Origin of the sequence: Streptomyces sp. NPDC057697, from assembly GCF_042799335.1 — a bacterium.
Classification (GTDB): Bacteria; Actinomycetota; Actinomycetes; order Streptomycetales; family Streptomycetaceae; genus Streptomyces.
In genome coordinates this window covers 601,509-628,232 of record NZ_JBHVJA010000001.1, presented here as the reverse complement: position 1 = coordinate 628,232, position 26,724 = coordinate 601,509, and the positions used below count along the sequence as shown (strand labels likewise).

The 26,724-nt window shown below is 73.8% G+C and carries 24 protein-coding genes; 14 read left to right on the top strand and 10 right to left on the bottom strand.

What is annotated here, in order from left to right; genetic code table 11:
* Positions 1 to 9: 9 nt before the first annotated feature.
* From ACFVFH_RS02790 to ACFVFH_RS02770, 5 genes are all read left to right on the top strand, one after another.
* Positions 10 to 420 carry an urease subunit beta gene (locus ACFVFH_RS02790; protein WP_383762432.1) on the top strand — a complete coding sequence of 137 codons (411 nt, stop codon included), beginning with the start codon at positions 10 to 12 and terminating at the stop codon, positions 418 to 420.
* On the top strand, positions 420 to 2,144 hold the full coding sequence (ureC, locus tag ACFVFH_RS02785; RefSeq protein ID WP_383762429.1) for an urease subunit alpha: 1,725 nt from the start codon (positions 420 to 422) through the stop codon (positions 2,142 to 2,144). Before ACFVFH_RS02790 ends, ureC begins: the two co-directional genes overlap by 1 nt.
* Before the next feature lie 54 nt (positions 2,145 to 2,198).
* Positions 2,199 to 2,897: an urease accessory protein UreF gene (locus tag ACFVFH_RS02780; protein WP_383762426.1), complete on the top strand. Its 699-nt coding sequence runs from the start codon at positions 2,199 to 2,201 to the stop codon at positions 2,895 to 2,897.
* A 101-nt stretch (positions 2,898 to 2,998) separates the two neighbouring features.
* Complete coding sequence (ureG, locus tag ACFVFH_RS02775) at positions 2,999 to 3,640, top strand: urease accessory protein UreG (RefSeq protein ID WP_383763526.1); 642 nt, start codon at positions 2,999 to 3,001, stop codon at positions 3,638 to 3,640.
* On the top strand, positions 3,637 to 4,578 hold the full coding sequence (locus ACFVFH_RS02770; protein WP_383762423.1) for an urease accessory protein UreD: 942 nt from the start codon (positions 3,637 to 3,639) through the stop codon (positions 4,576 to 4,578). Before ureG ends, ACFVFH_RS02770 begins: the two co-directional genes overlap by 4 nt.
* A gap of 16 nt (positions 4,579 to 4,594) precedes the next feature.
* Here the strand turns inward: ACFVFH_RS02770 and ACFVFH_RS02765 are convergent, their stop codons facing one another.
* Positions 4,595 to 6,064, bottom strand: a complete 1,470-nt coding sequence (locus ACFVFH_RS02765; RefSeq protein WP_383762420.1) for a PHB depolymerase family esterase — start codon at positions 6,062 to 6,064, stop codon at positions 4,595 to 4,597.
* 637 nt (positions 6,065 to 6,701) lie between these two features.
* On the opposite strand from ACFVFH_RS02765, the gene ACFVFH_RS02760 reads away from it, so the two are divergent.
* Both ACFVFH_RS02760 and ACFVFH_RS02755 read left to right on the top strand, forming a co-directional pair.
* On the top strand, positions 6,702 to 7,508 hold the full coding sequence (locus ACFVFH_RS02760; protein ID WP_383762418.1) for a 3-hydroxybutyrate dehydrogenase: 807 nt from the start codon (positions 6,702 to 6,704) through the stop codon (positions 7,506 to 7,508).
* Positions 7,509 to 7,538: 30 nt separating this feature from the next.
* Positions 7,539 to 9,521, top strand: a complete 1,983-nt coding sequence (locus ACFVFH_RS02755) for a helix-turn-helix domain-containing protein (protein ID WP_383762415.1) — start codon at positions 7,539 to 7,541, stop codon at positions 9,519 to 9,521.
* Positions 9,522 to 9,857: 336 nt separating this feature from the next.
* Here ACFVFH_RS02755 and ACFVFH_RS02750 read toward each other — a convergent pair whose 3' ends face one another.
* The 8 genes from ACFVFH_RS02750 to ACFVFH_RS02715 all read right to left on the bottom strand — a co-directional run bounded on the left by ACFVFH_RS02750 (position 9,858) and on the right by ACFVFH_RS02715 (position 16,922).
* On the bottom strand, positions 9,858 to 10,745 hold the full coding sequence (locus tag ACFVFH_RS02750) for an alpha/beta hydrolase (protein ID WP_383762412.1): 888 nt from the start codon (positions 10,743 to 10,745) through the stop codon (positions 9,858 to 9,860).
* A complete protein-coding gene (locus ACFVFH_RS02745; protein WP_383762409.1) occupies positions 10,742 to 11,896 on the bottom strand; it encodes a branched-chain amino acid ABC transporter permease in 1,155 nt (384 codons plus the stop codon). Before ACFVFH_RS02745 ends, ACFVFH_RS02750 begins: the two co-directional genes overlap by 4 nt.
* Positions 11,893 to 12,780 (bottom strand): branched-chain amino acid ABC transporter permease, encoded by an 888-nt coding sequence (locus ACFVFH_RS02740; protein WP_383762407.1) that lies wholly within the window; start codon positions 12,778 to 12,780, stop codon positions 11,893 to 11,895. The genes ACFVFH_RS02745 and ACFVFH_RS02740 overlap by 4 nt, the downstream gene beginning before the upstream one ends.
* Positions 12,780 to 13,526, bottom strand: coding sequence for an ABC transporter ATP-binding protein (locus tag ACFVFH_RS02735; protein ID WP_383762405.1), 747 nt, complete (start codon positions 13,524 to 13,526; stop codon positions 12,780 to 12,782). The genes ACFVFH_RS02740 and ACFVFH_RS02735 overlap by 1 nt, the downstream gene beginning before the upstream one ends.
* Positions 13,523 to 14,314, bottom strand: a complete 792-nt coding sequence (locus ACFVFH_RS02730) for an ABC transporter ATP-binding protein (RefSeq protein ID WP_383762402.1) — start codon at positions 14,312 to 14,314, stop codon at positions 13,523 to 13,525. Before ACFVFH_RS02730 ends, ACFVFH_RS02735 begins: the two co-directional genes overlap by 4 nt.
* A 3-nt stretch (positions 14,315 to 14,317) precedes the next feature.
* A complete protein-coding gene (locus ACFVFH_RS02725) occupies positions 14,318 to 15,559 on the bottom strand; it encodes a substrate-binding domain-containing protein (RefSeq protein WP_383762400.1) in 1,242 nt (413 codons plus the stop codon).
* Positions 15,560 to 15,797: 238 nt separating this feature from the next.
* Complete coding sequence (locus ACFVFH_RS02720) at positions 15,798 to 16,148, bottom strand: DUF4190 domain-containing protein (protein ID WP_383762398.1); 351 nt, start codon at positions 16,146 to 16,148, stop codon at positions 15,798 to 15,800.
* 162 nt (positions 16,149 to 16,310) lie between these two features.
* Entirely contained in the window at positions 16,311 to 16,922 is a 612-nt protein-coding gene (locus ACFVFH_RS02715) for a TetR family transcriptional regulator (protein ID WP_383762395.1), read from the bottom strand.
* A gap of 231 nt (positions 16,923 to 17,153) precedes the next feature.
* On the opposite strand from ACFVFH_RS02715, the gene ACFVFH_RS02710 reads away from it, so the two are divergent.
* From ACFVFH_RS02710 to ACFVFH_RS02700, 3 genes are all read left to right on the top strand, one after another.
* Positions 17,154 to 18,485 (top strand): glycosyltransferase family 4 protein, encoded by a 1,332-nt coding sequence (locus tag ACFVFH_RS02710; RefSeq protein WP_383762393.1) that lies wholly within the window; start codon positions 17,154 to 17,156, stop codon positions 18,483 to 18,485.
* Positions 18,486 to 18,548: 63 nt separating this feature from the next.
* Positions 18,549 to 19,304 carry a class I SAM-dependent methyltransferase gene (locus ACFVFH_RS02705; RefSeq protein WP_383762391.1) on the top strand — a complete coding sequence of 252 codons (756 nt, stop codon included), beginning with the start codon at positions 18,549 to 18,551 and terminating at the stop codon, positions 19,302 to 19,304.
* Positions 19,301 to 20,374, top strand: a complete 1,074-nt coding sequence (locus ACFVFH_RS02700; protein ID WP_383762389.1) for a prenyltransferase — start codon at positions 19,301 to 19,303, stop codon at positions 20,372 to 20,374. Before ACFVFH_RS02705 ends, ACFVFH_RS02700 begins: the two co-directional genes overlap by 4 nt.
* Positions 20,375 to 20,467: 93 nt before the next feature.
* Here the strand turns inward: ACFVFH_RS02700 and ACFVFH_RS02695 are convergent, their stop codons facing one another.
* Positions 20,468 to 20,665, bottom strand: coding sequence for a hypothetical protein (locus ACFVFH_RS02695; protein ID WP_383762387.1), 198 nt, complete (start codon positions 20,663 to 20,665; stop codon positions 20,468 to 20,470).
* Between the two features lie 353 nt (positions 20,666 to 21,018).
* Between ACFVFH_RS02695 and ACFVFH_RS02690 the strand changes: the two genes are divergently transcribed.
* The 4 genes from ACFVFH_RS02690 to ACFVFH_RS02675 all read left to right on the top strand — a co-directional run bounded on the left by ACFVFH_RS02690 (position 21,019) and on the right by ACFVFH_RS02675 (position 26,722).
* The gene (locus tag ACFVFH_RS02690; protein ID WP_383762384.1) at positions 21,019 to 23,988 is read left to right on the top strand and encodes a BTAD domain-containing putative transcriptional regulator; all 2,970 of its coding nucleotides are present in this window, start codon (positions 21,019 to 21,021) and stop codon (positions 23,986 to 23,988) included.
* 175 nt (positions 23,989 to 24,163) lie between these two features.
* Positions 24,164 to 24,730 (top strand): hypothetical protein, encoded by a 567-nt coding sequence (locus tag ACFVFH_RS02685; RefSeq protein ID WP_383762382.1) that lies wholly within the window; start codon positions 24,164 to 24,166, stop codon positions 24,728 to 24,730.
* 40 nt (positions 24,731 to 24,770) lie between these two features.
* Positions 24,771 to 25,550 (top strand): maleylpyruvate isomerase N-terminal domain-containing protein, encoded by a 780-nt coding sequence (locus ACFVFH_RS02680; RefSeq protein WP_383762379.1) that lies wholly within the window; start codon positions 24,771 to 24,773, stop codon positions 25,548 to 25,550.
* Between the two features lie 95 nt (positions 25,551 to 25,645).
* On the top strand, positions 25,646 to 26,722 hold the full coding sequence (locus ACFVFH_RS02675) for a PHP domain-containing protein (RefSeq protein WP_383762376.1): 1,077 nt from the start codon (positions 25,646 to 25,648) through the stop codon (positions 26,720 to 26,722).
* The last annotated feature ends 2 nt before the right edge of the window (positions 26,723 to 26,724 follow it).

Genomic DNA, 26,724 nt, shown 5'->3' with positions numbered 1-26,724 from the left:
GAGACACAGATGTCGGGCGGAGCCCACTACCTCTACGGGGACGAACCCGTGGAGATCAACGCCAACCGGGCCAGGACGAGGCTCACCGTCGCCAACACCGGTGACCGGGCCGTCCAGATCGGTTCCCACTACCACTTCTTCGAGATCAACCGCGCCCTGCGCTTCGACCGCGAGGCCGCCTACGGCATGCGGCTCGACATCCCCTCCGGGACCGCCGTGCGCTTCGAGCCCGGCGACACCCGCGAGGTCGAGCTGTGCGCCTTCGCGGGCACCGGGCGGCTCGTCGGGTTCGCCGGGCTCGTCGACGGCGGCCTGAGGGCCCCGGACACCAAGCGGAACGCGCTGCGCCGCGCCGCCGAACTCGGGTTCGTGCACCCCGGGTCCGGCACCGAGAAGAGCGAGGAAGAGGAACGGATCTGATGGCGATCATCCCGCGCAAGCAGTACACGGATCTGTTCGGCCCCACCGTGGGCGACCGGTTCCACCTGGCCGACACCAACCTGGTCGTCGAGGTCGAGTACGACCACAACGCCGGGTCCTACGGCGAAGAGGCCGTCTACGGCGGCGGCAAGGCCATCCGGGACGGCATGGCCCAGGACCCGTCCGCGCTCAACCGCGAGGGCGCCCTGGACCTCGTCATCACCAACGTCGTGGTCCTCGACCCGGTCCTCGGCGTCGTCAAGGGCGACATCGGGGTCCGCGGCGGCCTCATCGTCGGCGTCGGCAAGGCGGGCAACCCGCACCTCCAGAGCGGCGTCGACCCCAAGCTCGTCATCGGCCCCGGCACCGAGGTGATATCCGGCGAGCACCTCATCGCCACCGCCGGCGGCGTCGACACGCATATCCACTTCATCGCGCCGCAACAGGCCCAGGAAGGGCTCTCCAACGGCATCACCACCTTCTTCGGCGGCGGCACCGGCCCCACCGACGGGTCCAACGGCACCACCTGCACCCCCGGCCCCTGGAACATCCACCGGATGCTGGAGGCCGTGGAGGACCTGCCGGTCAACGTGGGGCTGCTCGGCAAGGGGAACGGCAGCCTGCCCGAGGCACTGCGCGAGCAGGTCGAGGCCGGGGCGGCCGGACTGAAGGTGCACGAGGACTGGGGCGCCACCCCCGCCTCGATCGACACCGCGCTGCGGGTCGCCGACGAGTACGACGTCCAGATGGCCATCCACACCGACACGCTCAACGAGGGCGGCTTCTACGAGGACACCCTCTCGGCGATCGACGGCCGGACCATCCACACCTTCCACACCGAGGGCGCGGGCGGCGGCCACGCCCCCGACATCATCCGGGTGTCGGGCGAGGCCAACGTCCTGCCGGCCTCCACCAACCCCACCCTGCCGTACACGGTCAACGCGGTGGACGAGCTGCTGGACATGGTGATGGTCTGTCACCACCTGTCCCGGGACATCCCCGAGGACGTCTCCTTCGCCGACAGCCGGGTCCGCGCCGAGACGATCGCCGCCGAGACCGTGCTGCACGACCTCGGGGTCATCAGCATCTTCTCCTCGGACTCCCAGGCCATGGGCCGGGTCGGCGAGTCCTTCGTCCGCGCCTTCCAGACCGCGCACCACTGCAAGGAGATGCGCGGCCCGCTCGCGGAGGACAGCTCCCGCAACGACAACGCGCGAGTCCTGCGCTACCTGGCCAAGCTGACGATCAACCCCGCGCGGGCGGTCGGCGCGGCGGACGTGATCGGCTCCCTGGAGCCCGGCAAGCTCGCCGACATCGTGCTCTGGCCGATCCACTCCTTCGCCGCCAAGCCCAAGCTGATCATCAAGGGCGGCATGGTCAACTGGGCCCTGATGGGCGACCCCAACGCCTCCCTGCCGACCCCGCAACCGGTGTACTACCGGCCGATGTTCGGCACCCACGGCCGCGCCAAGCAGCGCACCTCGGTGACGTTCATGTCACAGGCGTCCATCGCCGCCGGGGTCCCCGCCGAACTGGGACTGCAACGGCGGATCGAGCCCGTCCAGCGCTGCCGCACCATCGGCAAGCAGCACATGGTGCGCAACGACGCGCTGCCGCACATCGAGGTGGACCCGGAGACGTACAAGGTCACCGTCGACGGGGAACCCGCCACCATCGAACCGGCCGAACGGCTCCCGCTCAACCACCTCTTCTACATCGTCTGACGACGCCCGGCCGCACGGCACCGTCCGACGACCCGCCCGAACGGAAACCCCGGAGTGAACGACCCGATACCGATCCCGGCCCTGCTGACCGGGCTCCAGCTCACCGACTCGGCCTTCCCCAGTGGCTACTACACGCTCTCGCACGGACTGGAGGGCTTTCAGCAGGCCCGCGCGGTCACCCCGTCGAGCCTGCCGGCGCTCCTGCACGACCTGCTGCGCCACAGCGTGGGCCCGGCCGACGCCACCGCCCTCGCGCTCGCCCACCGCGCGGTCACCGCCGACGACTGGGAGCGGGTGGTGGCCGTCGAACAGCGGCTGCACGCCACCAAACTGGGCCGGGAGGCCCGGCAGGCCGCCGTCCGCACCGGACGGCAGCTGCTGGACCTGGCCGGCGAGGTGTACGCCACCGCGCCGATCGAGCGGTACCGGGGCCTCTACCGGGACGGCGCCGTACGCGGCTGCCAGCCGGTCGTCGCCGCCGTCGTCCACGCGGGCAACGGGCTGCCCGTCCGCCAGGCGGTCACCTGCGAGCTGTTCGCCTTCGCGGCCAGTCTCGTGGGGGCCGCCCTGCGGCTCCGGCTCACCGACCACCGCCGCGCGCAGGTCGTCCTGCACGGGGCCGCCCCGGTCATCGAGGAGACCGTCGAGGCGGCCCTGGACCGGGAGCTGCCCGACATCGGCGGCTGCGTCCCGGTCGCCGACGTCATGGCCGGCCGCCACGAACGCGCCGAGGCACGGCTGTTCGCCAGCTAGCCCGGCCCCCGTACCCCTTCCCCCGCACCCACACCACGAGGACAAGGACCACCATGCACGACCCCATGCAGGCCAGGCACCACCACCACGACGACGAGCTCATGCGGCGCCCGAAGGACGGCGTGCTGCGCGTCGGCGTCGCCGGACCGGTCGGCTCCGGCAAGACCGCGCTGATCGAGGCGCTCGTGCCGGTACTGATCGAGCGCGGCCGGATCCCCGCCGTCATCACCAACGACATCTTCACCACCGAGGACGCCGCGCACGTGCGCCGCACCCTGGCCGGGGTCCTCGACGCGGACCGGATCGTCGGCGTGGAGACCGGGGCCTGCCCGCACACCGCCGTCCGTGACGACCCGACGATGAACCAGGCCGCCGCGGACGAACTCCTGGAGCGCTTCCCCGAGGTGGACACCCTGCTCTTCGAGAGCGGCGGGGACAACCTGACCCTCACCTTCAGCCCCGCGCTGGTCGACCTGTTCCTCTTCGTGCTGGACACCGCCGAGGGCGACAAGATGCCGCGCAAGCGCGGCCCCGGCATCACCGAGTCCGAACTGCTCGTCATCAACAAGGTGGACATCGCTCCCTACGTGCGGTGCGACCTCGCCGTCATGGAGTCGGACGCCCACCGGGTCCGGGAGGGCCGCCCGGTGGTGCTGACCAACTCGCTCACCGGGGAGGGCCTCGGCACCATCGCCGACTTCCTCCTCTCCCACGAGGCCGCCCAGGAGACGGCCTCCGCATGACCGAGGCGCCCGCGCGGCTGGATCCCGCGCACTACGAACCCCGTCGGGTACCGGCCCGGATGCTCGACCTCACCGGGACCCCGGACACCCTGGCCGCCGGGCGCCCCGGCAAGGTCGGCCTCCTCGAACTGCGCTACGCACGGGCCGGCGGGCGCACCGAGCTCGTCCACCGGTACCAGAAGTCACCGCTCCAGATCATGCGCCCGCTGTACATCGACCCGGCGCGCCCCGATCTCCCGGTGACCTATCTGATGTCCACCGGCGGCGGCATCATCCAGGCGGACCGCAACCGGATCGACATCGACTGCGGCCCCGGCACCTCGGTCCACCTCACCACCCAGGCCGCCACCAAGGTGCACCGGATGGAGTTCGACCACGCGACCCAGATCGTCGAACTCGCGGCGGACGAGGGCAGTTACGTCGAGTACCTGCCCGACCCGCTGATCCCCTACCGGGACGCGCGCCTCTACCAGCACACCCGGGTGACCGTCGACCCGACCGCCACCGTGCTGCTGGGCGAGACGATCGCGGCCGGACGGCTGGCCCGCGGCGAACGGCACGCCTACCGGATGCTCTTCAGCGACCTGGAGATCCGCCGCCCCGACGGCACGCTCCTGGCCGTGGACACCGTCCGCCTCGATCCACGGGGACCGGGCCCGGTCACCGGACCCGCCGTCTTCGGGGACCACGACCTGATGGCCACCCTGTACGCGGTCACCCCGCTCGCCCCCGCGGACCGGGTCGCCGACACGCTCCACGAGGCGCTCGCCCCGACCGGCCTGGCCTTCGGGGCGAGCACCCTGCCCGACGACTGCGGGGCCTGGGTCCGGGTCGTCGGCAGCGATCCGCCCGCCCTCACCCGCGCGATGCGCGCCGTGTGGGACGCGGTGCGGCGGCTGCTCATCGGCGTCCCGGCCCCGGACCTGCGCAAGACCTGACCGCGCCGGGCACCGCTCAGGCCGTGCACCCGGTGTCCGCGATCACGAAGTACCCGGGCGGCGACTCCCTCAGGGTGTGGGTGACGAAGACGTTGTACAGGCCCATGTCCTGGTCCGAGCCGACGGCGTACACATGGCCGCCCGCCGTCCGGGCCCGGCCGGCCGCCACCTGCGCGTAGTTGGTCGCCGTGAAGCACCGCGCGGGCGCGCCGCCGGACGTGGTCGCGGTCACCTGGGCCGAGGCGGTCCCGGGGGCGCCCGCCGGGTCCACCGCCGCGACCGTGTAGCGGTACGCCGTACCGGCGGTGAGACCCGGGTCGGTGTACGAGGGGGAGGCGGCGGTGGCCACCCGCACGCCGTCGCGGTGCACCGCGTACGAGTCCGCGCCCGCGACCGCGTCCCAGGCCAGCGAGACGCTGTCCGCCGTGACGCCCGTGACCCGCAGGCCGGACGGGGCGGGCAACTGCTCCCCGCCACCGGGCACGTCCCGGTCCAGGCCCCAGAACACACCGGTGTGGTACGTCGAGCAGAGGGCGTTCAGGAAGTACGCGGCCGTCGCGCCGCAGTTCTCCGCCCCCGAACCGGGGCTCACGGCCAGGCCGTGCCCCATCCCGGCCACGGAGTACGTCACCACCGCGGGACTCCCCGAGGCGTCGTCGTACACACTGCGCGTGGTGCCGCCGGGGAGGCTGTCGGTGGCCGACGGGGTCTGGCCGATGCCCCAGACGTCCGTCCACTGGTCGCGCAGGGCCGTGGCGTTGGCGGGGTACACCGTGTAGTCGGCGGTGCCCTGCCAGATCGCCACCCGGGGCCAGGGCCCCGCGTACCCGGGATGGGCGCCGCGCACCTTGTCGCCCCACTGCGCGGGCGTCAGCTTCGGCGGCCCCGTCTGGCAGCCGGACGCGCCCGCCTGGCTCGTCGCGCACTGGGCGGGCAGCCCCGAGGCCACCGAGCCGCCCGCGAAGACGTCCGGGTACGCGGCCAGCAGATCGGCCGTCATGCCGCCGCCCGCCGAGAGGCCGGTGACGTACACCCGGCGGCCGTCCGAGCCGTACCGCTGCTTCGCGTACTCCACCATCTGCACGACCGAGGCGGCCTCGCCCCTGCCCCGGCCGTCCTCCGCCGGATCGAACCAGCCGAAGCAGGACAGCGCGTTGTTGGCGGCCGTGGTCTGCGGGAAGACCACGGCGAAGCCCCACAGATCGGCGTACTTCGGCCAGCCCGACGCCGCGTAGTAGTCGTTCGCGCTCTGGGTGCAGCCGTGCAGGGCGACGACCTGCGGCGCGTTCGCGGGCAGACCGGCCGGGACGTACGCGTACATCTGGAGGTTGCCGGGGTTCGTGCCGAAGCCGGTGACCTGTTGCAGACCGCCGGCGGCCGTGGCCGGCTGCACGGCGGCGGCGGTGCTCAGCGTCGCCGCGACGAGCGCGAGCGCGGCCGCGGACGCGACGCGCCGCAGCAGCCGTCGCAGGATCGATGGGCGCACGGGTGCCTCCTGGGTGGGGGAGCGGGGCCGCTCGGGCCGTGCGGGCGGCGCGGGCGGCTGCTGTGGGGCGGACGCTAGGACGAGGCGGCGTACCCGCCCATGGGCCGCGCGGACACACCCCGGGCCCGGCTGTGTGCGGCCCGGCCGTTGCGTCCGCCTGCCATGAGGTGCACTCCGGGGCACGGACTCCGGGCCGGCACCCGCACCGGGACGGGTGATCCGGGAGGGGACCCGCCGTGGGCCACCGCCCCCTCGGCACGGACCCCGCCACCCGCCGGGAGGCGGGTGTGCTCGGCCCCGGCACCATGCCGATGGGCACGCCCACCGACGAGGCGGTCGGGTGGTGGGCGGCGAGGGGCGCACCGGCGGGGCGGGACGCGGCGCATCGACGGAGCGGTACCGGAGGCGCGTGCGGGCGGCGGGCGGGGCGGGAGACGGGGCGCACCGAGGGAGCGGCGCCGGAGGCGCGTGCGGGCGGCGGGCGGGGCGGGAGACGGGGCGCACCGACGGCGCTGGACGCGGCCCACGGACCGCCCGCCGCCGGACTCGCCCATGTGGGTGGCCACCATGCCGGTGCGCGGCGGTGTGTGCACCGACGCCGTGTGACGCGGGCCCCGGCCTCCTTACGGTGACGGCCATGGAGACTCCTCAGCGCCCCGGCCCCGGGCCCGCCCCGCACACCGCCCCGTCGCCCGGGGACCCGTTCCTCGCCGGGCGCACCGCCCTGGTGACCGGAGCCGCGAGCGGGATCGGACGGGCCTGCGCCCAGGCCCTGGCGGCCGCCGGCGCCCATGTGCACGTGGTGGACAAGGCGGCCGACGCCGCGCGGGACCTCGCGTCGGCGATCGGCGGGACGGCATGGGTGGCCGACCTCGCCGTCCCCGACGTGGTGGACACCCTCCCCGCCGACGTGGACGTCGTGGTCAACAACGCCGGGCTCCAGCACGTCGCGCCCGTGCACGCGTTCCCCCCGGACCGCTTCGCACTGATCCAGCGCGTCATGGTGGAGACCCCGTTCCGCATCTTGCGCCGGACCCTGCCGGGCATGTACGAACGCGGCTGGGGGCGCGTGGTCAACATCTCGTCCGTGCACGGACTGCGGGCCAGCCCCTACAAATCGGCCTATGTGACGGCCAAGCACGCACTGGAGGGACTCAGCAAGGTGGTCGCGCTCGAAGCGGCGGAGCACGGGGTGACGAGCAACTGCGTCAGCCCCGGCTACGTACGCACCCCCCTGGTCGAGAACCAGATCGCGGACCAGGCCCGTACGCACGGCATCTCCGAGGAGGAGGTGGTGGGCCGGGTCATGCTGGAGCGCAGCGCGATCAAGCGGCTGATCGAGCCCGACGACGTCGCCGGGGCCGTGCTCTGGCTCTGCGGTCCGCGCACCGGGCACATCACCGGAACCTCGCTCTCCATGGACGGCGGCTGGACCGCCAACTGACCGCCCGCCCCCGACGAATACCGGCCGCCCATGTCTGAACCGCCCGCCTCCGCCTCCGCCGCGCCCCATCTGCGCCGTCTGCTCGATCTGCTGGCCGACGACGCCCCCGCCGAGACGCTGGGCGCCGTCTCCTCGCGGGCCCGTGCCGCCGGGGTGCCCGCGGGCGAGCTGGCGGAGGTGGAGCGGGCCACCGCCACCGCCCTGCGGATCAGGGGCGCGCTGCGCCAGCACCGCCGCCGCGAGCTCCAGCTCACCGCGCTCTTCGACACCGCGGGCGACCTGGCCGCCTCCCGCGACCTGGACGAGGTGCTGAAGGCGATCGTCCGCCGGGCCAGGATGCTGCTCGGCACGGACACGGCGTACCTCACCCTCCCCGACGAGGAGGCCGGGGACACCTACATGCGGGTCACCGACGGATCGGTCTCGGTGGTCTTCCAGGAGCTGCGGCTGGAGCTCGGACACGGCCTGGGCGGCCTGGTCGCACAGACCGCACGCCCGTACGCGACCCCCGACTACCGCACCGACGACCGCTTCCACCACACCCGCAACATCAACGCCGGAGTGCTCGACGAGGGGCTCGTCGCCATCCTGGGCGTACCGCTGCTGCTCGGCTCCAGCCGCGGCGGCACGGGAAAGGTCATCGGCGTCCTCTTCGCCGCCGACCGCTCCGCCCGGGTCTTCAGCCCCGACGAGGTCGCGCTGCTCTGCTCGCTCGCCGCGCACGCCGCGATCGCCATCGACACCGCCCGCGCCCTCGCCGACACCCGGTCCGCGCTGGACGAACTGGCGGGCGCGAACGCCGAGTTGGCCGAGGCCAACGCGGCGGTGCGGGCCCACTCGGCGGCCATGCGCCGGGCCGAGGAGTCCCATGACCGGCTGACCGACCTGGTGCTGCGCGGCGGGGACGTCAAGGACGTCGCGTCGGCGGTCGCGGGGCTGCTGGACTCCCCGCTCACCATCCACGACCCGGGCGGCCGCCCGCTGGCGGCCGTCCGGCCCGACGGCGCGGCCTTCGCCGCCGACGGCATGGACGCCGGTTGGCTGGCCGAGACCGCGGAGGAGTCCCGCACCGGTGCCCGTGCCGTGCACCGCGACGGCCGGTGGATCTGCGCGGTCCTCGCCGGACGGGAACTCCTGGCCGGGCTGGTCCTGCACCGGCGCGGGCAGCTCGACGACTCCGACCGGCGGCTGTTCGAACGGGCCGCGGTGGTCACCGGCCTCCTCCTGCTGCTGCGCCGCACGGTCGCCGAGACCGAGAACCGGATCCGCGGCGAGCTGATCACCGATCTGCTGACCGACGCGGACCGCGACCCGGCCGGACTCGCCGAACGCGGCCGCCGCCTCGGCATCGACCTCGACCGCCCGCATCTGCTGCTGGTCGCCGAGGGCGGGACCCGGGAGCGGCTGGCCCCCGCCGCGGTCCGCTATCTGTTCGGCGGCGGCATCCACGGGGTCAGCGCGGAGCACGCCGGGAGCGTGGTGCTGCTGGTGGCGGCCGGTGACTCCGGCCCGGCCCCGGGGGACGCGGCCCGCGCGGCGGCGGCCCAGCTCGGCCAACTCGCCCAGACCCCGGTCACCGTCGCCGCCACCGGGCCCGCGCGCGGCGCCCGGGAGCTGGCCGCCGCGTACGGGGAGGCGGCCCGCTGCCTGCGCGCGATGCGGGTCCTGGGGCGTACGGGGGAGGGGGCCTGTGTCGAGGAACTCGGCTTCCTGGGCGTGGTGCTGGGCAACGCGCAGGACGTCGACGGATTCGTCACGGCGACGCTCGGGCCGCTGCTGGAGTACGACGCGCAGCGCGGCACCCACCTGGTGCGCACCCTGGGCGCCTACTTCGGCTCGGGGGGCAGCCTCGTCCGCGCCAAGGACGAACTCCACGTGCACGTCAACACGGTGGTGCAGCGGCTGGACCGGGTGCAGGTGCTGCTGGGCCGCGACTGGAACGAGCCGGGCCGCGCCCTGGAGCTGCAACTCGCCCTGCGGCTGCACCTGCTGACGAACGGACGCGAACGGTAGCCCTCCGCCCGCCCGGCCCGACCGCTTGCCCGCGCGACCGGCCTGCTCGCCTGGCCCGTTCGCCCTGCCCGCCTGCTCGCCCCGCTCGCCTGCCTGCCCGCGCGCCCTGCCTGCCCGCGCGCCCTGCCTGCCTGCCCGCGCGCCCGGCCCGCCCGCTCGCCCCGCTCGCCTGCCTGCCTGCCTGCCTGCCCGCGCGCGCCCTGCCTGCCCGCTCGTCCGTCCCGCCCGCTTGCTCGCCCCGCCTGCCCGCGCGCCCGGCCCGCCCGCTCGCCCGGCCCGCCCGCCCGCTCGCCCCGCCCGTCAGCCCCGCCCGCTCGCCCCGGCGCGGCCCGCTTCTCAGGTGTCGGACAGTTCCACCAGGCGGCGCGCGATCTCCGCGGCGCCCGTGTCCCCCGTCAGCAGTGTGTAGTGGTTGGTGTCCGGCACCTCGACCGGCGTCACCCGGGTGTCCCCGAGGTCCGCCGCCGCCAGCCGGTCCTCGTCGTACAGCCCCTGCGCCTCGTCCATCAGACCGCGCGGTGCCCACAGCAGCGTCGCCGGGACGGGCAGCCCGCGCACCGCCGCCAGCACCTCCTCGCCGAAGAGGCCCACGCCGTCGGCGCGCACCGCCTCGATCCGGCAGCTGGAGCGCAGGGCGGGTTCCGCCCCGGTCAGATCGCGCTGGATGTACGCGTCCACCTCGTCCGACCAGGCGTCCGCGAACGCCGGGTGCGCCTGCCAGAACGAGCGGTACGCGGCCCGGTCGGGAAAGGTCGTCGACAGCCGGTCCATGGCCGGGCCGATCACCGCGGTCAGCAGGTCGTCCGGGGAGAGATGGGTGGGGGCCGGGAAGCCGACGCCGCCGTCGACCAGCAGCAGCGGCCCGAACCGCTCCGGGTGCCGTACGGCGGCCAGTGCCGCCACGAAGGCGCCCATCGAGTGCCCCGCCAGCACCACCCGCCCCGGAGGGCCCAGCGCCGTGGCCACCGCGGCCGCGTCGTCGGCGTGCGCGGCGATCCCGTACGGGCCCGGCAGCGCCGAACTCCCCGCCCGGCCGCGCAGGTCCGGCGCCACGAGGGTGACGCGGCCGTCCAGCAGCCTCGCCACCCGGCCCCAGGACAGGGCGTTGGCCGTGATGCCGTGCAGGGCGACGACGACCGGCGCCCCGGGCTCCCGGGCCGGCCACCGCAGTACCGTCAGCTCGCCCCCGGCCACGGGGACCCGTACCTCTTCGTACGCGATCACGGCTGTCCGTTCTCCTTCCGGGAGTTGCTGTCCCTGGACGTTTCGGCGGCGGCGGGCGTACGGCGTGCCGCGCGCAGCCGCGACGGCAGCCGCCCCAGGCCGCCGGGGAGCAGGTGTACCACGGCCACGAACACCGCACCGAGCAGGAACAGCGGCTGGGAGAGCGGCACCCGCAGCATCGCCGGCAGTTCCGCGACCATGCCCGATCCGGCCAGATCGCCGAGCCGGTGGTCGGCCCAGGTGTAGAGGATGCCGCCGGCCATCGGCCCCCACCGGGTGCCGGTACCGCCCAGCACCACCATCACCAGCAGGGACAGGGTGAAGTCGGAGGTGGTCGTCTGGGGGGTCGAGCCGCCGGTGAGCAGCAGGTGGACCAGCCCGCCCAGCGCGGCCAGGGCGCCCGCCAGGACGAAGGCCGTGAGCTTGAACCCGTACGGCTTCAGCCCCAGCACCTCCACCCGGCGCTCGTTCTCCTTGATGCCCTCCCAGACCCGGCCGGTGGGGGAGTTGACCGCCCGGTGGACGACGGCGAGGGTCAGGACGAGGTAGGCGAGCGCCAGCCAGTAGAGGTTCGCGGTGTTCCCGATGCCGACGAGCCCGGACGGCAGCAGGTCGGCGGGGACGGCACGGCCCTCCTCGCCGCCGGTCAGCCCGCCGGGGTTGCGGGCGACCAGGATCGACCCCGCCTGGGCGAAGGCCAGTGTCACCATGGAGAAGCCGATGCCGGTGACCCGCAGGCTCACCGAGCCCAGGACCAGCGCGAGGACGATCCCGCAGCCGATGCCGAGCAGTGCGGACACGGCGAACGGGAGGCCCGCCTCCAGCAGGAACATATTGGTGGCGTAGCTGCCCGCGGCGAAGTAGAGCGCGTGCCCGAAGGAGAGCAGCCCGGTGCGGCCGAGCAGCAGGTCGTAGCCGGTCGCCAGCGCGCCGAACAACAGGCAGGTGGCGAGGAGTTGCAGGCTCCCCGGACTGCCCAGCGGGCCGTCCAGGAGCCCCGGCAGCGGCAGCGCGCTGAAAGGCGCGAGGGCCAGGAGCAGCAGGGCGGCGGCGGGCCACCAGCGGCGCAGCCGCGGGGCGGCGGCCCCGGCGCGTGCGGGGGCGCGGTCCTCCCCGCCGGTGCGGTGGTGTGTCTCGGCGGCGGTGCTCACGCGAGCCTCCCGGTCAGTCCGCGCGGCCGTACGAGCAGCAGCGCGGCGAGCAGGACGACGACGGCCAGGTCGCCGAGGCCCGCTGCGGTGTAGTAGTTGGCGAACTGCTGGACCAGGCCGATGACGACGGACGCCACGGCGGCGCCGCTCACCGACCCCATGCCGCCGGTGACCACCACGACGAACGCGAAGATCAGCAGCGAGGTGCCCTGACGGGGGTCGACCGAACCGAAGTAGAGGCCGCCGAGCGCCCCGCCGAGCGCGGCCACGCAGCCGCCGATCGCGAAGACGAGCGTGAACGCCTTCCGGACGTCGATGCCGAGCGCGGTGACCATCGCGCGGTCCTCGACCCCGGCCCGTACCACCAGGCCGTGCCGGGTCCCGCCGAGGAAGAGCCGCAGCGCCACCAGCACCACGACCGCCGCCGCGACCAGCACCAGCCGGTTCACCGGCACCTGGGCGCCGAACAGGCCGAAGGTGCCGGACAGCGCCTTCGGGCCGGGGAAGGTCCGGGCGTCCGAGCCCCAGATCCCCGACAGCAGGGCCGGGACGGCGAGCCCCACCCCGACCGTGGCGAGCACCTGCTCGCGCGGCCGGGTGTAGAGCGGCCTGACGACGGCGAGTTCCAGCAGCACGGCGGCCGCGGTGCCCACCGCCGTACCGAACAGGACCGCGAGGACGAAGCCCGCGCCGCCCGGACCGGCGCCGGGCAGATGGCCGGAGGCCGCCCACCAGGTGCCGTACGCGCCGATGGACAGCAGCGCCCCGTGCGCGAAGTTGAGCACGTCCATCAGGCCGAAGATCAGCGAGAGGCCGGAGGCGATCAGGAAGTAGAGGGCTCCCAGACCGAGTCCGGTCATGGTGAGCAGTACGACGGTGGACATCAGGAATCCGCCTCCCGGGAAGGTGCCGCGGCGGCCGGTCCGTGACCGACTCCCAGCAGCCGCCGGGCCGCCTCCGCGTCGCCCAGCAGTTCGGCGGCCGGCCCCTGGTGGGCCGTCCGGCCGTCGGCGAGCACCGCGCAGTGCCGGGCCAGCCGCCGTACGACGGCGAGGTTCTGCTCCACGAGCAGCACCGGTACCGCCTCGGCGGCCCGCTCCAGCACCTGGGCGACCTCGGTGACCACCTTGGGCGCCAGGCCCTTGGTGGGTTCGTCGGCGATGATCAGGCGGTTGCCGTTGAGCAGGGTGCGGCCGATCGCCACCATCTGCTGCTGCCCGCCGGACAGCGTGCCCGCCAACTGCCGCTCCCGGCGCTTCAGTTCCGGGAACAGCTCGTGGACGAGTCCGTAGGCGGGCCCGTCCGCGCCGGGCCGCTCGGCCAGGCGCAGATTCTCCGCGACGGTCAGCGAGGCGAAGACGCCCCGGTCCTCGGGGGCGTAGCCGATGCCGAGCCGCACCACGGTGTGGGTGGGCAGCGCCACGGTCTCCGCGCCGTCCAGCCGGACGCTGCCGGTGCGCGGGACGAGGCCGAGCACACCGCGTACGGTCGTGGTCTTCCCGGCGCCGTTGCGGCCCAGCAGCGCGGTCACCCCGTGCCGGGCGACGTCCAGGTCGACGCCGTGCAGGATGTGCCGGCCGCCGATCAGGACCCGCAGGTCCCGTACGGCGAGCAGGGTCCCGGCCGTCACAGCCCCTCCCCGAGGTAGGCCCGCTGGACGGTCGGGTCGGCGGTGACGGCCCCGGGGGTGTCCAGCGCCAGCAGCCTGCCGTGGTGCATCACGGCGAGTCGGTCGGCCAGGCCCAGCAGGACGTCCATGTGGTGCTCGACCATCAGGACGGTGCGTCCCTCGTCCCGGTGCAGGGCGCGGATCAGCTCGGTCAGCGCGGGGACCTCCTCCGCGCTGACCCCGGCCATCGGCTCGTCGAGCAGCATCAGCCGGGGCTCGCCCACCAGCAGCACCGCGAGTTCCAGCTTCCGCTTCTCGCCGTGCGACAGTTCGGCCGCCGTCGCCCGTGCCCGGTGGCCGAGGCCGGTGCGCTCCAGTACGCCGTCCACCTCGGCGCTGTAGCGGGACGCCCGGCGCCAGAGCCGGTGGGAGCCGCCCCGGGCCGCCTGCGCGGCCAGCCGGACGTGGTCGGCCACGCTCATCGCAGACCAGAGGCTGGAGGTCTGGAAGGTGCGGCCGAGTCCGCGTCGCGCCCGTGCGTGCGCGGGGGCGGCCGTCATGTCCGTGCCGTCCAGCTCGATGGTTCCGGAGGTGGCGGTGGTCACCCCGCTGATCAGGTTGAACAGGGAGGTCTTGCCCGCCCCGTTGGGGCCGATGAAGGCCAGGAACTCGCCCTCGTGGACGCTCAGCGAGACGTCCTCGACGATGGTCGCCCCGCCGACGCCCCAGCCGAGTCCGGCGAGCCGGAGCACCGGGGCGGTGTCCGGTGCTCCGGCCGTGCGCCGTGCGGTGATGTCCGGTGCGGTCACCGGTCAGCCCGCCGAGGGCTTCGCGGGCGGCGCCACCGCGTCCATCGGCGCGGTGGTCACCAGCTCGGGCCGGGCACCGGCGCCCTCCCCGTCGAGCTTCGCGACGAACATCGGCTGCACCAGGGCGTGGTCCTCGGCCCGGACCCGCTCCTTGCCCTTCACCCCGTCGAAGCTCCAGCCCTCCAGGGCCTTCACCATGGCGGCGGTGTCGTCGGCGCCGCCCTTCTCGATCGCGCGCACCACCATCTGCGCGGCGGTGAAGCCGTCGGGGGTGAACAGGTCCGGGGTGCCGCCGGCCTTGGTGACCGAGTCGAGCATGGCCTTCTCCACGGCGTTGCCGCCCGCCGCGCCGGGGAAGTAGTGCGCCAGGAACGACACCTTGGGACCGGCGTCGCCGAAGACCGGGTACGAGGCCGTTCCGGCGAGGCCCGTGACGACCTTGCCCGCCTCCAGCACGCCCTGCTGGTCCAGCGCGGTCCACAGCGCCGGGGCGGTCGACCCGGCCCAGGCGACGAAGACCAGATCGGGCCGGCCCGCCTTCACCTGCCGGGCGAAGGGGGTCAGGTCCGTGGCGCTGGGCGGAGCCAGTACCGAGCCCACCTTCGCGCCCCCGGCACCGAGGACGGCCTTCACGGCGGCCACATTGGCCTGGCCGAACGTGGAGTCCTGGGCCAGCACGGTGACCTTCTTGCCCTTGGCCCCGCCGAGCATGGTCCCGGCGGTCAGGATGTCCTGGTAGGACTGCCGGCCCGAACGGAAGGTGTAGTCGTTGATGCCGGTCAGGGCGTCGGTGGCGGCCGGGCCGCTGATGTAGAGCACCTTGTTCTGGGCGGCGAGCGGCGCCATCTGGAGCGCCACCCCGGAGTCGGTGGTGCCCGCCAGCACCTTGTACCCCTTGCCGATCAGGTTCTTGGCCGCGGAGACCGCCTTGCCCGGGTCGCCCGCGTCGTCCTGCTCGGTGACCTCGATGCGGTGTCCCGCCACCTCGCGGGTGCCGTGGGTGGCGTGGTCCAGGCCCGCCATGAACCCGTCGCGGTACTGCTTGCCGTAGTCCGCGAGGAGTCCGGTCCGGGAGTACACCAGGCCCACCTCGACGGTCCGGTCCTTCGCGTCCCCGCCGGAATCGCCCTCGCCCGCCTTCCCGGCGGCGGTGCACCCGACCAGCAGGAGACCGGCGGAGGCCAGTGCGACGGCGGTGGACAGTGATCTGAGGGGGCGGGGGCTGCCCGTGGCTCTGCGACGCATGGTGACCGGCTCCTCGGCGTGTTCATGTGATGTCGCCGAACCGTATGAACACCGCGCTCCCGTCGACATGGTGCCGGACGCCCCACCTGGCGCGGTGCGCATGTGGGGCCCGCACATGGGCCGGGAACGCGGAAGCCGCGCGGGGGAACCGGATCGTACGGTTCCCCCGCGCGGCCTGTGCGTGCCGCGGGCTGCGCGGCGCGTGGTGAGTGCTGCGCGGGTTGCGGGCGGTGGCCCGTCACATCGCGCTGATGCCCTGGATCGTGGCCACGGTGACGCCGAGCAGGGCGAACGCGATGCCGATCCAGCCCATCACGATGCCCGCGACCGCCTGGCCCCGGCCGCCGCCCTGGCCCCGGTCGGCCATGCGCTTGGCCGAGATGCCGAGGCAGAGCGCGATGATCGGCAGGATGATCGGGATGAGCACCAGACCGAGGATGCCGAGCACCATCGAGGCGGTCGCCTTGCCGCTGGGCAGCGGGGCGCCACCGGGGTACCCGTAGCCGGCCGGCGGCTGGACGCCGTATCCCGGTCCGCCCGGGGCCGGGGCCTGGGCCGTGCCGCCTGTGGTGCCTGACTGGTCAGCCATGTCTTCCTCTCCATCGGTACTGGTCATGACCATGGTAAGGAGTGGCCTGTGGTTCTTTCGGTCGGACCGGTGAGAGAAATGTAATGAAAACACTGCGGAGTGGCACTCGTATGTGCTACGAGCGCTCTGGGGCCGGGTCCGGCGGCTGTGCCGGGAGTGCCCTCAGGCCGGGTCCGACGGCTTCGTCACGTCGATCAGCCGGCACACCGTGTCGATGTCGATCTTCACCTGGGCGATCGACGCCCGCCCCGAGAGCCAGGTGATCAGCGCCGAGTGCCAGGTGTGCTCGATGACCCGGACCGCGGACAGCTGCTCCGGCGTCGGGTGCTCCAGCCCCATCGCGTCCAGGATGATCGCCGTCGTGATCCGCGAGACGGTGTCCACCTCCGGGCTGACGCTGCGGTCCGCGAAGGTCAGCGCCCGCACCATCGCGTCCGCCAGGTGCGGCTCGCGCTGAAGCGCCCGGAAGGCCCGCATCAGGGTGTCGGCGACCCGCTGCGCCGGGTCCTGGCCGGTCGGGGGACGTTTGTGCAGCGTGGTGTGCATGTGCTGCAACTGGTCCTGCATGGTGGCGACCAGCAGATGGATCTTGGACGGGAAGTAGCGGTACAGCGTGCCCAGGGCGACCCCGGCCTCCTCCGCGACCTCGCGCATCTGTACCGCCTCGAAGCCGCCCCGGCCCGCGAGCTGGGCGCTGGCGTGCAGGATGCGGCGGCGCCGGGCCTCCTGCCGCTCGGTCAGGGGCGGCGATGCCGGCCTGGCTTCCGCTGTCATGTGTCCTCATCCATGGCTTCTGTCCGCGACCGGCAGGGAGGTGCCCGGTCCCCCGGGGGCGCACAGCATGCCAGCGTGCCCGGTGGTGGCGCGAATCACCTGATCCGGCCGTTGCACCGACGCTACCTGCCGGTAGATTCGTAGCTCATTGAACGATCCAGTCTGAAACTTGTTCTAGATTAGCGTGAGCGGTTACGCTCCGGCGAACACGCAGTGAGAAGGGGGCCGAGTGTGACCGCTGAGGCCATAGAGTCGGGCCCCCGTACGGGCGGCGACACGCCCGGCACCGACGACGACCGCCCGTTGCGCATCGCACTCCTCACCTACAAGGGCAACCCCTTCTGCGGCGGCCAGGGCGTCTACGTACGCCACCTCGCCCGCGAGCTCGCCCGCCTCGGCCACGGCGTCGAAGTGATCGGCGCCCAGCCCTATCCGGTGCTCGACGAGGGCGTCCCGCTCACCGAACTGCCGAGCCTGGACCTCTACCGCCAGCCCGACCCGTTCCGTACCCCGAAGCGCGGCGAGTACCGGGACTGGATCGACGCCGCCGAGGTCGCCACCATGTGGACCGGCGGCTTCCCCGAGCCGCTCACCTTCAGCCTGCGCGCCCGGCGCCATCTCGCCGCCCGGCGCGGCGAGTTCGACGTCGTCCACGACAACCAGACGCTCGGCTACGGGCTGCTCGCCGACCTCGGCGCCCCGCTCGTCACCACGATCCACCACCCCATCACCGTCGACCGGCAGCTGGACCTGGACGCCGCGGAGACCCGCCGCCGACGCGCCTCCGTACGCCGCTGGTACGGCTTCACCCGCATGCAGAAGCGGGTCGCGCGGCGGCTGCCCTCGGTGCTCACCGTCTCCGGCTCCTCCCAGCAGGAGATCATCGACCACCTCGGGGTGCGCCCGGAGCGCGTCCACGTCGTGCACATCGGCGCCGACACCGACCTCTGGTCGCCGGACCCCTCGGTCGCCGAGGTGCCCGGCCGGATCGTCACCACCTCCAGCGCCGACGTCCCCCTGAAGGGCCTCGTCCACCTGGTCGAGGCGCTCGCCAAGCTCCGCACCGGCAACCCGGCGGCGCACCTCGTGGTCGTCGGCAAGCGGGCCGAGGACGGACCGGTCGCCCAGGCCATCGAGCGGCACGGGCTCCAGGACGCCGTCGAGTTCGTCAAGGGCATCAGCGACGCCGAACTCGTCGACCTGGTGCGCGGTGCCCAGATCGCCTGCGTCCCCTCGCTGTACGAGGGCTTCTCGCTGCCCGCCGCCGAGGCCATGGCCACCGGCACCCCGCTCGTCGCCACCACCGGCGGTGCGATCCCCGAGGTGGCGGGCCCGGACGGCGAGACCTGCCTGGCCGTCCCGCCCGCCGACGCCGGGGCGCTGGCCGACGCGCTCGCCCGGCTGCTCGGCGACCCGGAGCTGCGGGCCCGGCTCGGTGCCGCGGGCCGCGACCGGGTGCTCTCCCGCTTCACCTGGAAGCAGGCCGCCATCGGCACCGTCGCCCTCTACCGCGAGGCGATCGCCGCCCGGTCCGGTGCCAGGCGCTCCGGCGGCCGTCGTTGACCCCGCCGCCCGTACCCGTCGTCCCCGCCCCCTGACACCCCTCGACCGCGAAAGCAGGCATTCGTGCTGACCGTGGACTTCACCCGCTTCCCGCTCGCCGCAGGTGACCGAGTGCTCGACCTGGGCTGCGGCGCCGGACGCCACGCCTTCGAGTGCTACCGGCGCGGCGCCCAGGTCGTGGCACTCGACCAGAACGGCGAGGAGATCCGCGAGGTCGCGAAGTGGTTCGCCGCGATGAAGGAGGCCGGCGAGGCCCCCGAGGGCGCCACCGCCACCGCGATGCAGGGCGACGCGCTCAACCTGCCGTTCCCCGACGCGTCCTTCGACGTCGTGATCATCTCCGAGGTGATGGAGCACATCCCCGACGACAAGGGCGTGCTCGCCGAGATGGTCCGGGTCCTCAGGCCCGGCGGCCGGATCGCGATCACCGTGCCGCGCTACGGCCCCGAGAAGGTCTGCTGGACCCTCTCCGACGCGTACCACGAGGTCGAGGGCGGCCATATCCGCATCTACAAGGCCGACGAACTCCTCGGCAGGATCCGCGGCGCCGGCCTCAAGCCGTACGGCACCCACCACGCGCACGCCCTGCACTCGCCCTACTGGTGGCTCAAGTGCGCCTTCGGGGTGGACAACGACAAGGCGCTGCCGGTCCGCGCGTACCACAAGCTGCTGGTCTGGGACATCATGAAGAAGCCGATGGCGACCCGGGTGGCCGAACAGCTGCTCAACCCGGTCGTCGGCAAGAGCTTCGTGGCGTACGCGACCAAGCCGCACCTGCCCGCGGCCGCCGCCGAGAACCTCACCGAGGCCGAGGCGTGACCGTTCCCGAGCAGACCGAACACCTCGTCCTGCCCGGGGTCCTCACCGCCGAACAGGCCGCCGAGACCGTCGCCGCACTCCTCGCCGAGCAGCGCGCGGACGGCGCCCTGCCCTGGTTCCGCGGCCACCACCTCGACCCCTGGGACCACACCGAGGCCGCCATGGCCCTCGACGCGGCGGGCGAGCACGGTGCCGCGGAGCGCGCCTACGAATGGCTGGCCCGCCATCAGAACGAGGACGGCTCCTGGTACGCCGCGTACCAGGACGGCGACCCCGGCCGGCCGACCGACCGCTCGCTGGAGACCAACTTCTGCGCGTACGTGGCCGTCGGCGTCTGGCACCACTACCTCGCCACCGGCGACGACGCGTTCGTCGACCGGATGTGGCCGACCGTCTTCGCCGCCGTCGAGTTCGTCCTGCGGCTCCAGCTGCCCGGCGGCCAGATCGGCTGGAAGCGCGAGGCCGACGGAACCCCCGTCGAGGACGCGCTGCTGACCGGCTGCTCCTCCATCCACCAGGCGCTGCGCTGCGCGCTCGCCATCGCCGAACGGCGCGAGGAGCCGCAGCCCGACTGGGAGTTGGCGACGGGCGCGCTGAGCCACGCCATCCGTGCCCACCCGGAACGCTTCCTGGACAAGGGCCGCTACTCGATGGACTGGTACTACCCGGTCCTCGGCGGCGCGCTCACCGGTACGGACGCCAAGGACCGGATCGAGGAGGGCTGGGACCGCTTCGTGGTCCCCGGCCTGGGGGTGCGCTGCGTACTGCCCAACCCGTGGGTGACCGGCGGCGAGAGCTGCGAACTCGCCCTGGCCCTCTGGGTGATGGGCGAGTCCGACCGGGCGCTGGAGATCCTCCAGTCCATCCAGCACCTGCGCGCCGGGGGCGGCATGTACTGGACCGGATACGTCTTCGAGGGCGAACGGGCCTTCTGGCCCCAGGAACTCACCACCTGGACGGCCGGTTCGCTGCTGCTGGCGGTGGCCGCGCTGGGCGGCGACGAGGCGACCACGGCGGTCTTCGGCGGCGCCCACCTGCCGCGCGGACTGGAGCCGGACTGCTGCCGCTGAGGCGAAGGCCCCGGGCGCCGGCCGTGCGACTGGGGGAAGCGGCTCTGGTTCCGCCGCTTCCCCGAGCCGGACGCGCACGCTCCGCGCGGATGCCTATGCCGGGGTGCCGAGCACGGCGTACAGGGCGTAGAGCACCACGGGAAGCGCGCCCACGAGCCCCGTCACGGCCGCGATCACCGAAGGCAGCCGCCTGTTGGTCCTCAGCGATCTGATGAGGTAGCCGACCAGGACGAAATAGGCCAGAGTGACCACGACTCCGGCCCACAACACGGGTGGACTGATGGATTGCATGACAATGCTCGTTCTCCTTGTGACGGTGCCCAGTCCGGATCTGCTGCGCTCGCCAACGGGCAGGCCACAAGAGGCCCTTGGCAGGAGCCGGTCCACCCGCGGTTCGCGGCAACGGGATGACGGTAGCTCAAAGTCACTTGACTGAGCTAGAGTTGATGAAAATCGCAGCACGAATCGATCGGCTGCCGGGCCGGGCGGTCGGGGCCCGGGATGCCACTCCCGGGAACCCCGCCTCGGCGCAGCCCCGGACTGGGCAAGTCACAGAGTGCGATGCGGCCATGCTCGCAGGCGTCGATAAACGATCCGTATACGTCTGCTAAACGAGTTGGTACGCTGCCGAAAGGGGGGCAGCGATGTATGAGGCGTCACGGGAGCCGGAGCACGGCCCCGTCATGTCGTCCGCCGAGCCCGCGGCGCCACGCTTCAGCGTACTCGGCCCGGTGCGCGCCTGGCGCGGAACCGAGGCACTGCCGACCGGATCTCCGCAGCAGCGCGGCCTGCTGGCCGCCCTGCTGCTGCGCGAGGGGCGCACGGCGACCGCCGCCGAGCTGATCGACGCGCTGTGGGGGGACGAGCCGCCGTCCCAGGGGCTGGCCGCCGTCCGGACGTACGCCTCCCGGCTGCGCAAGGTCCTCGGGCCGGACGTCCTGGTGAGCGAGTCGGGCGGTTACGCGATCCGGGGCCTGCCGGACGATGCCCTGGACCTGGCGGTGGCGCGGGATCTCGCGGATCTGGCGGAGCGGGCCAGGAGCGACGGGGACCTGAACCGCGCGAGCGGTCTGCTCCGCAGGGCGCTGGCCCTGTGGGACGGCGAGCCGCTGCCGGGGGTGCCGGGCCCGTACGCGGAGGCCCAGCGCATCCGGCTGGAGGAGTGGCGCCTCCAGCTGATCGAAACCCGCCTGGACGTGGAGCTGGAGCAGGGCCACCACGCGGAAGCGGTCTCGGAACTCACCTCGCTGACGGCGGTGCATCCGCTGCGCGAGCGGCTGCGGGAACTGCTGATGCTGGCGCTGTACCGCAGCGGCCGCCAGGCGGAGGCGCTGGCGGTGTACGCCGACACCAGACGGCTGCTGGCGGACGAACTGGGCGTGGAACCCCGCCCCGAACTGGCGGAGTTGCAGAACCGGATCCTCCAGGCGGACCCGGGCCTGGCGGAACTCTCCGCCCCGGAGCCCGAGTCGCCCGCGGTCTTCGTCCGGCCTGCCCAACTCCCCGCCACCGTGCCCGACTTCACCGGCCGTGCGCCGTACGTGGAGGAGTTGGTGGAGGTGCTGGCCTCCGCCAACGGACAGATCATGGCGGTAGCGGCCCTGTCGGGAATCGCCGGCGTCGGCAAGACGACACTGGCCGTGCACGTCGCCCACCTGGCCCGCCAGGAATTCCCCGACGGCCAGCTGTACGTGGACCTCCAGGGCCTGCGCGCGACGCGGGCCGAGCCCGAGACGGTCCTGGGTTCCTTCCTGCGCGCCCTGGGCACACCGGAAGCGGCGATCCCGGACTCCCTGGAGGACCGGGCCGCGCTGTACCGCTCGGTCCTGGACGGGCGGCGGGTGCTGGTGCTCCTGGACAACGCGCACGACGCCGCCCAGGTGCGGCCGCTGCTGCCGGGCACGGCGGGATGCGCCGCGCTGATCACGTCCAGGGGACACCTGGGCGACCTCGCGGGCGCCCGTCTGGTGGACGTGGACGTGCTGAGCCCGGAGGAGGCCCTGCACCTGTTCACCAGGATCGTCGGCCTGCGACGCGTCTCCGGCGAGCGCACGGAGGCGCTCGACGTCGTCGCCGCGTGCGGCTTCCTGCCGCTGGCCATCCGGATCGCGGCCTCGCGGCTGGCGGTGCGGCGGACCTGGACCGTCTCGGTACTGGCCGCGAAGCTGGCGGACGAGCGGCGGCGACTGGACGAGTTGCAGGCCGGTGACCTGGCGGTGAAGGCCGCCTTCGAGCTGGCCTACGGGCAGCTGGAGCCCGCGCAGGCACGCGCGTTCCGCCTGCTCGGCCTGGCGGACGGGCCGGACATCTCCCTGCCGGCCGCCGCGGCCGTGCTCGGCCTCCCCGAGGAGGACACCGAGGAACTCCTGGAGTCCCTCGTCGACACATCACTGGTGGAGTCTGCGGCACCGGGCCGCTACCGGTATCACCACCTGCTCCGCCTCTTCGCGCGTGCCTGCGCGGAGCGGGACGAGCGGCAGCCGGGCGAACGGGCCGCGGCCCTGTCCCGGCTGCTCGACTTCTACCTGGCCACCGTGGCGGGCGTGTACGCGCTGGAGCGGCCGGGCGACCGGCTGGTCGAGCACCTGGAGCCGACCGAGGGCGACGGGCTGGTCTTCACCGACCGCACCGAGGCGCTGGACTGGCTGTTCGGTGAGGCGCAGGGGCTGCTGTCCGCCGCCGGCCAGGCCGTCGGGACGGGGGAGTTGCGCAAGGCCGCCGATCTGCTGCTCGCGGTGCGGGACCTCGCCGAGTCCGGCAGCGAGTCCCAGCGCTACGAGTCGGTCGTCACGGCCCTGACGGACGCCGCCGCGGCGACCGGTGACGAGCGGACCGAGGGCCGGACACGAGCCGCCCTCGCCCATCTGCACTCCCTCGGGGGCCGCTTCCGGGAGGCGGAACACGAAGCGCGCGAGGCGGTCCGGCTCGGCGGCTCGGCCGACGACACCTGGACCATGGGCGACGCGCTCAACAGCAGAGGCGTCATCGCGCTCCACCAGAACCGGCACGAGGACGCGGAGGCCCATCTCTCCCGCGCCGTCGAGTACTTCCGTGCGCTCGGCGACCGCCCCGGGGAGGCCGCCGTGCTGTGCAACCTCTCGCGCGTGCACCTCGCGACCGGCCGGACCACGAGAGCCATCGCGCTGGCCCGGCAGGGCATCGAGATCTACGACGCCATGGGCAGCACCGTGCGCGGCGCCAGCGGCCGCTACGCCCTTGCCCTCGCCCTCACCCGCAACGGCGAACTGGACCTCGCGGGCGACTGCCTCCACGCGGCGCTGGACGTCTTCCGCGAGAGCCGTCAGAAGCTGTGGGAAGGCATGAGCCTGTTCCGGCTGGCCGAGGTCGACCTCGCCGCGGAGCGCCCGGCGCAGGCCGCGGCCAACGCCGAGTCGGCCCTGATCACGCTGGGCGGGATCAGCGGGGAGTGGCGTCGGGCCGACGTCCTGACCGTGCTCGGCCACGCGCTCGCGGCCCTCGGCCAGAGCGGCCGTGCCCGGGCCTCGTGGCGCGAGGCCCTCGACGTCTACGAGCGGTTGCAGGCCCCGGCGGCCGAGGCGGTGCGGGCCCTGCTGCTCGACGGGAACGCCTGTCGGACGTACAGCGTCGTCTGACGCCGCCGCGCCGCACGGACCGGGTGTCCCTCTCGCGCGCGCTCCGGCGGCGCCGGACCCGGACGGCGTTTCCCGAGTGGCACGCCGTCCCGGGACGGGCGAGCCTTGCCGGGAGTGGCCGTGGACGTCACTCCCCGTAGAGCTCGCCCGATGTGCCCGGCCAGGGAGGCCCGCTGTGCCCAGTTCCGCCGCGACCGGTCGCGTACCGTTCCGCCGTCCGGTCGTCTCGCTGCTGCTGTCCTGCGCCCTGGTGGTGACCGCCACCGGGTGCGGCGGGGACGACAAGGGGAGTACGAGCAGTTCGGCCTCCCCGAGCGGGACCTCGTCGGCCGAGGCGCAGAAGTTCGCCAAGACCCGGTTCGTCACCAACGCGGGGCTCGCGGCCGGTGCGACGTACCAGTGGATCGTCAAGCCCTACCGGGCGGGCAAGTTCAAGAAGGGGGCGGACGGGCGGACGTTCGCGCTGGTCAAGGCCGGGCTCGCGGGCGGCTTCACCTACAACCGGCTGAAGGCGGCGGTGACCAACGCCAAGGGCGACCCGCTGCTGTCCAAGGCGGTCGCGCCGCTGACGGCGGGCATCGAATCGCTCAAGGGGCTCGGCACCAAGCTCCGCAAGGGCGAGGCGGGCGAAGGCGACATCGGTGCATTCGAGAGCGTGATCAACAGCATCAAATCGGCGGGCAGCAGCGCGGGCGCCGATGTGAAGGACAAGGTGCCCACCACCTCGCAACTCGGCGGGTAATCAGTGGGGTTCGGCCTGCGGCCGAACTAGGGTGCGAGGTATGAGCCGACTCAGCCACGACCAATACTGCGACGAGATCACCGCCCGTACCGACGCGTTCAGGGCCACGATCCGCGGCGCGGACCTCGACGCCACCGTACCGAGCTGTCCCGACTGGACCCTGCGCGAGCTCGCCGTCCACCTGGGCGGAGCCCACCGCTGGGTCGGCGAGATCGTACGGACCCGCGCCACCGACGCGGTCCCGCCGGAGCAGGTGGCCGACGGCACCCCCGGGAGCGACACCCCGGACGCGCTCGACGCCTGGCTGGCGGAGGGTGCGGCGCGGGCCGTCGAGGCGCTGCGGGCCGCGGGACCGGACGAGGAGGTGTGGTCCTGGGCGTGGGAGCACAGCACGGGCTTCTGGGCGCGCCGGATGGCGCACGAGACCATCGTCCACCACGCCGACGCGGCGCTCACCACACGCACCGGGTACGAAGTGGCACCGGGACCGGCCGCCGACACGATCGAGGAGTGGCTGGAGATCATCGACTTCGTACGGGCCTCGGGCGGCCCGCAGGCCACCGGGCTGACCGGCGGGGCCGGAGGCTCCCTCCACCTGCACGCCACGGACGCGCCGGACGCCGAGTGGCTGATCGAATTCGGCGGGGGCGCCCTCGCCTGGCGCCGCGCCCACGAGAAGGCGGACGTGGTGCTGCGCGGCCCGCTCACCGACGTGATGCTGGTCCTCAACCGGCGCCTGGCGGCGGACAGCGACCGGGTCGAGGTGCTCGGTGACGCGAAGCTGCTGGACTTCTGGCTGGAGCACTCCGTGTTCGGCTGAGCGGCCACCCGGCGCCGCTGTGCGGGCCGGGCCGGGCTGCGCGAAGCTGGAGATACAGCAGAGCACGCACAGCCCGGCGGCCCGTGGAGGTGCCGATGGAGCCAGTCCGCGCCCTGGAACGGATCGCCTTCCTGCTCGAACGCGACCGGGCCGACACCCACCGCGTGCACGCCTTCCGCACCGCCGCCGGCGCGGTGGCCGCGCTGGCGGACGGGGAGGCGGCCCGGCGCGCGGCGGACGGTTCGCTGGAGGCCGTCCGGGGCATCGGGCCGAAGACCGCGCAGGTCGTCCGGGAAGCGGTGGCCGGGGAGGTGCCCGGCTATCTGGAACGCCTGGAGGCACAGGCCGCCGCCCGCCCCGCAGAGGGCGGCGAGGCCCTCCGCGCCCTCCAGCGCGGCGACTGCCATCTGCACTCCGACTGGTCGGACGGCGGCAGCCCGATCGAGGAGATGGGCCGCACCGCGGCCGAGCTGGGCCACGCGTGGGCGGTGCTCACCGACCATTCGCCCCGGCTGACCGTGGCGAACGGGCTCACCCCCGACCGGCTCCGCGGGCAGCTGGCGGAGGTCGCCGCGCTCAATGAGCGGTGGGCACCCTTCCGGCTGCTCACCGGCTTCGAGTGCGACATCCTCCCCGACGGCTCCCTCGACCAGGAGGAGGAGCTGCTGGAACGGCTGGACGTGGTGGTGGTCTCCGTCCACTCCGAGCTGAGGATGGCCCCGGCCCCGATGACCAGGCGCCTGCTCGCCGCCGTCCGCCACCCCCGGGCGAACATCCTCGGGCACTGCACGGGGCGGCTGGTCGCGGAGCGCAAGCGCCCCGAGTCCCGGTTCGACGCGGACGCGGTCTTCGCCGCGTGCGCGGAGGCCGGCACCGCGGTGGAGATCAACAGCCGTCCGGAACGGCTCGACCCGCCCCGGCGGCTGCTCGGCCGCGCCGTCGCGGCGGGCGCCCTCTTCGCCATCGACACCGACGCCCACGCGCCCGGACAGCTGGACTGGCAGATATACGGCTGCGCCCGCGCCGAGGAGTGCGGGGTACCGGCGGACCGTGTCGTCACCACATGGCCGGCCGACCGCCTCCTGGCCTGGTCACGCGGGCGCACGACCCCGGAGCGCGCCCGCTCCGGGGCGGACGGGGCCGTCGGCGCGGCCCCGGAACAGGAGCGGTGAAA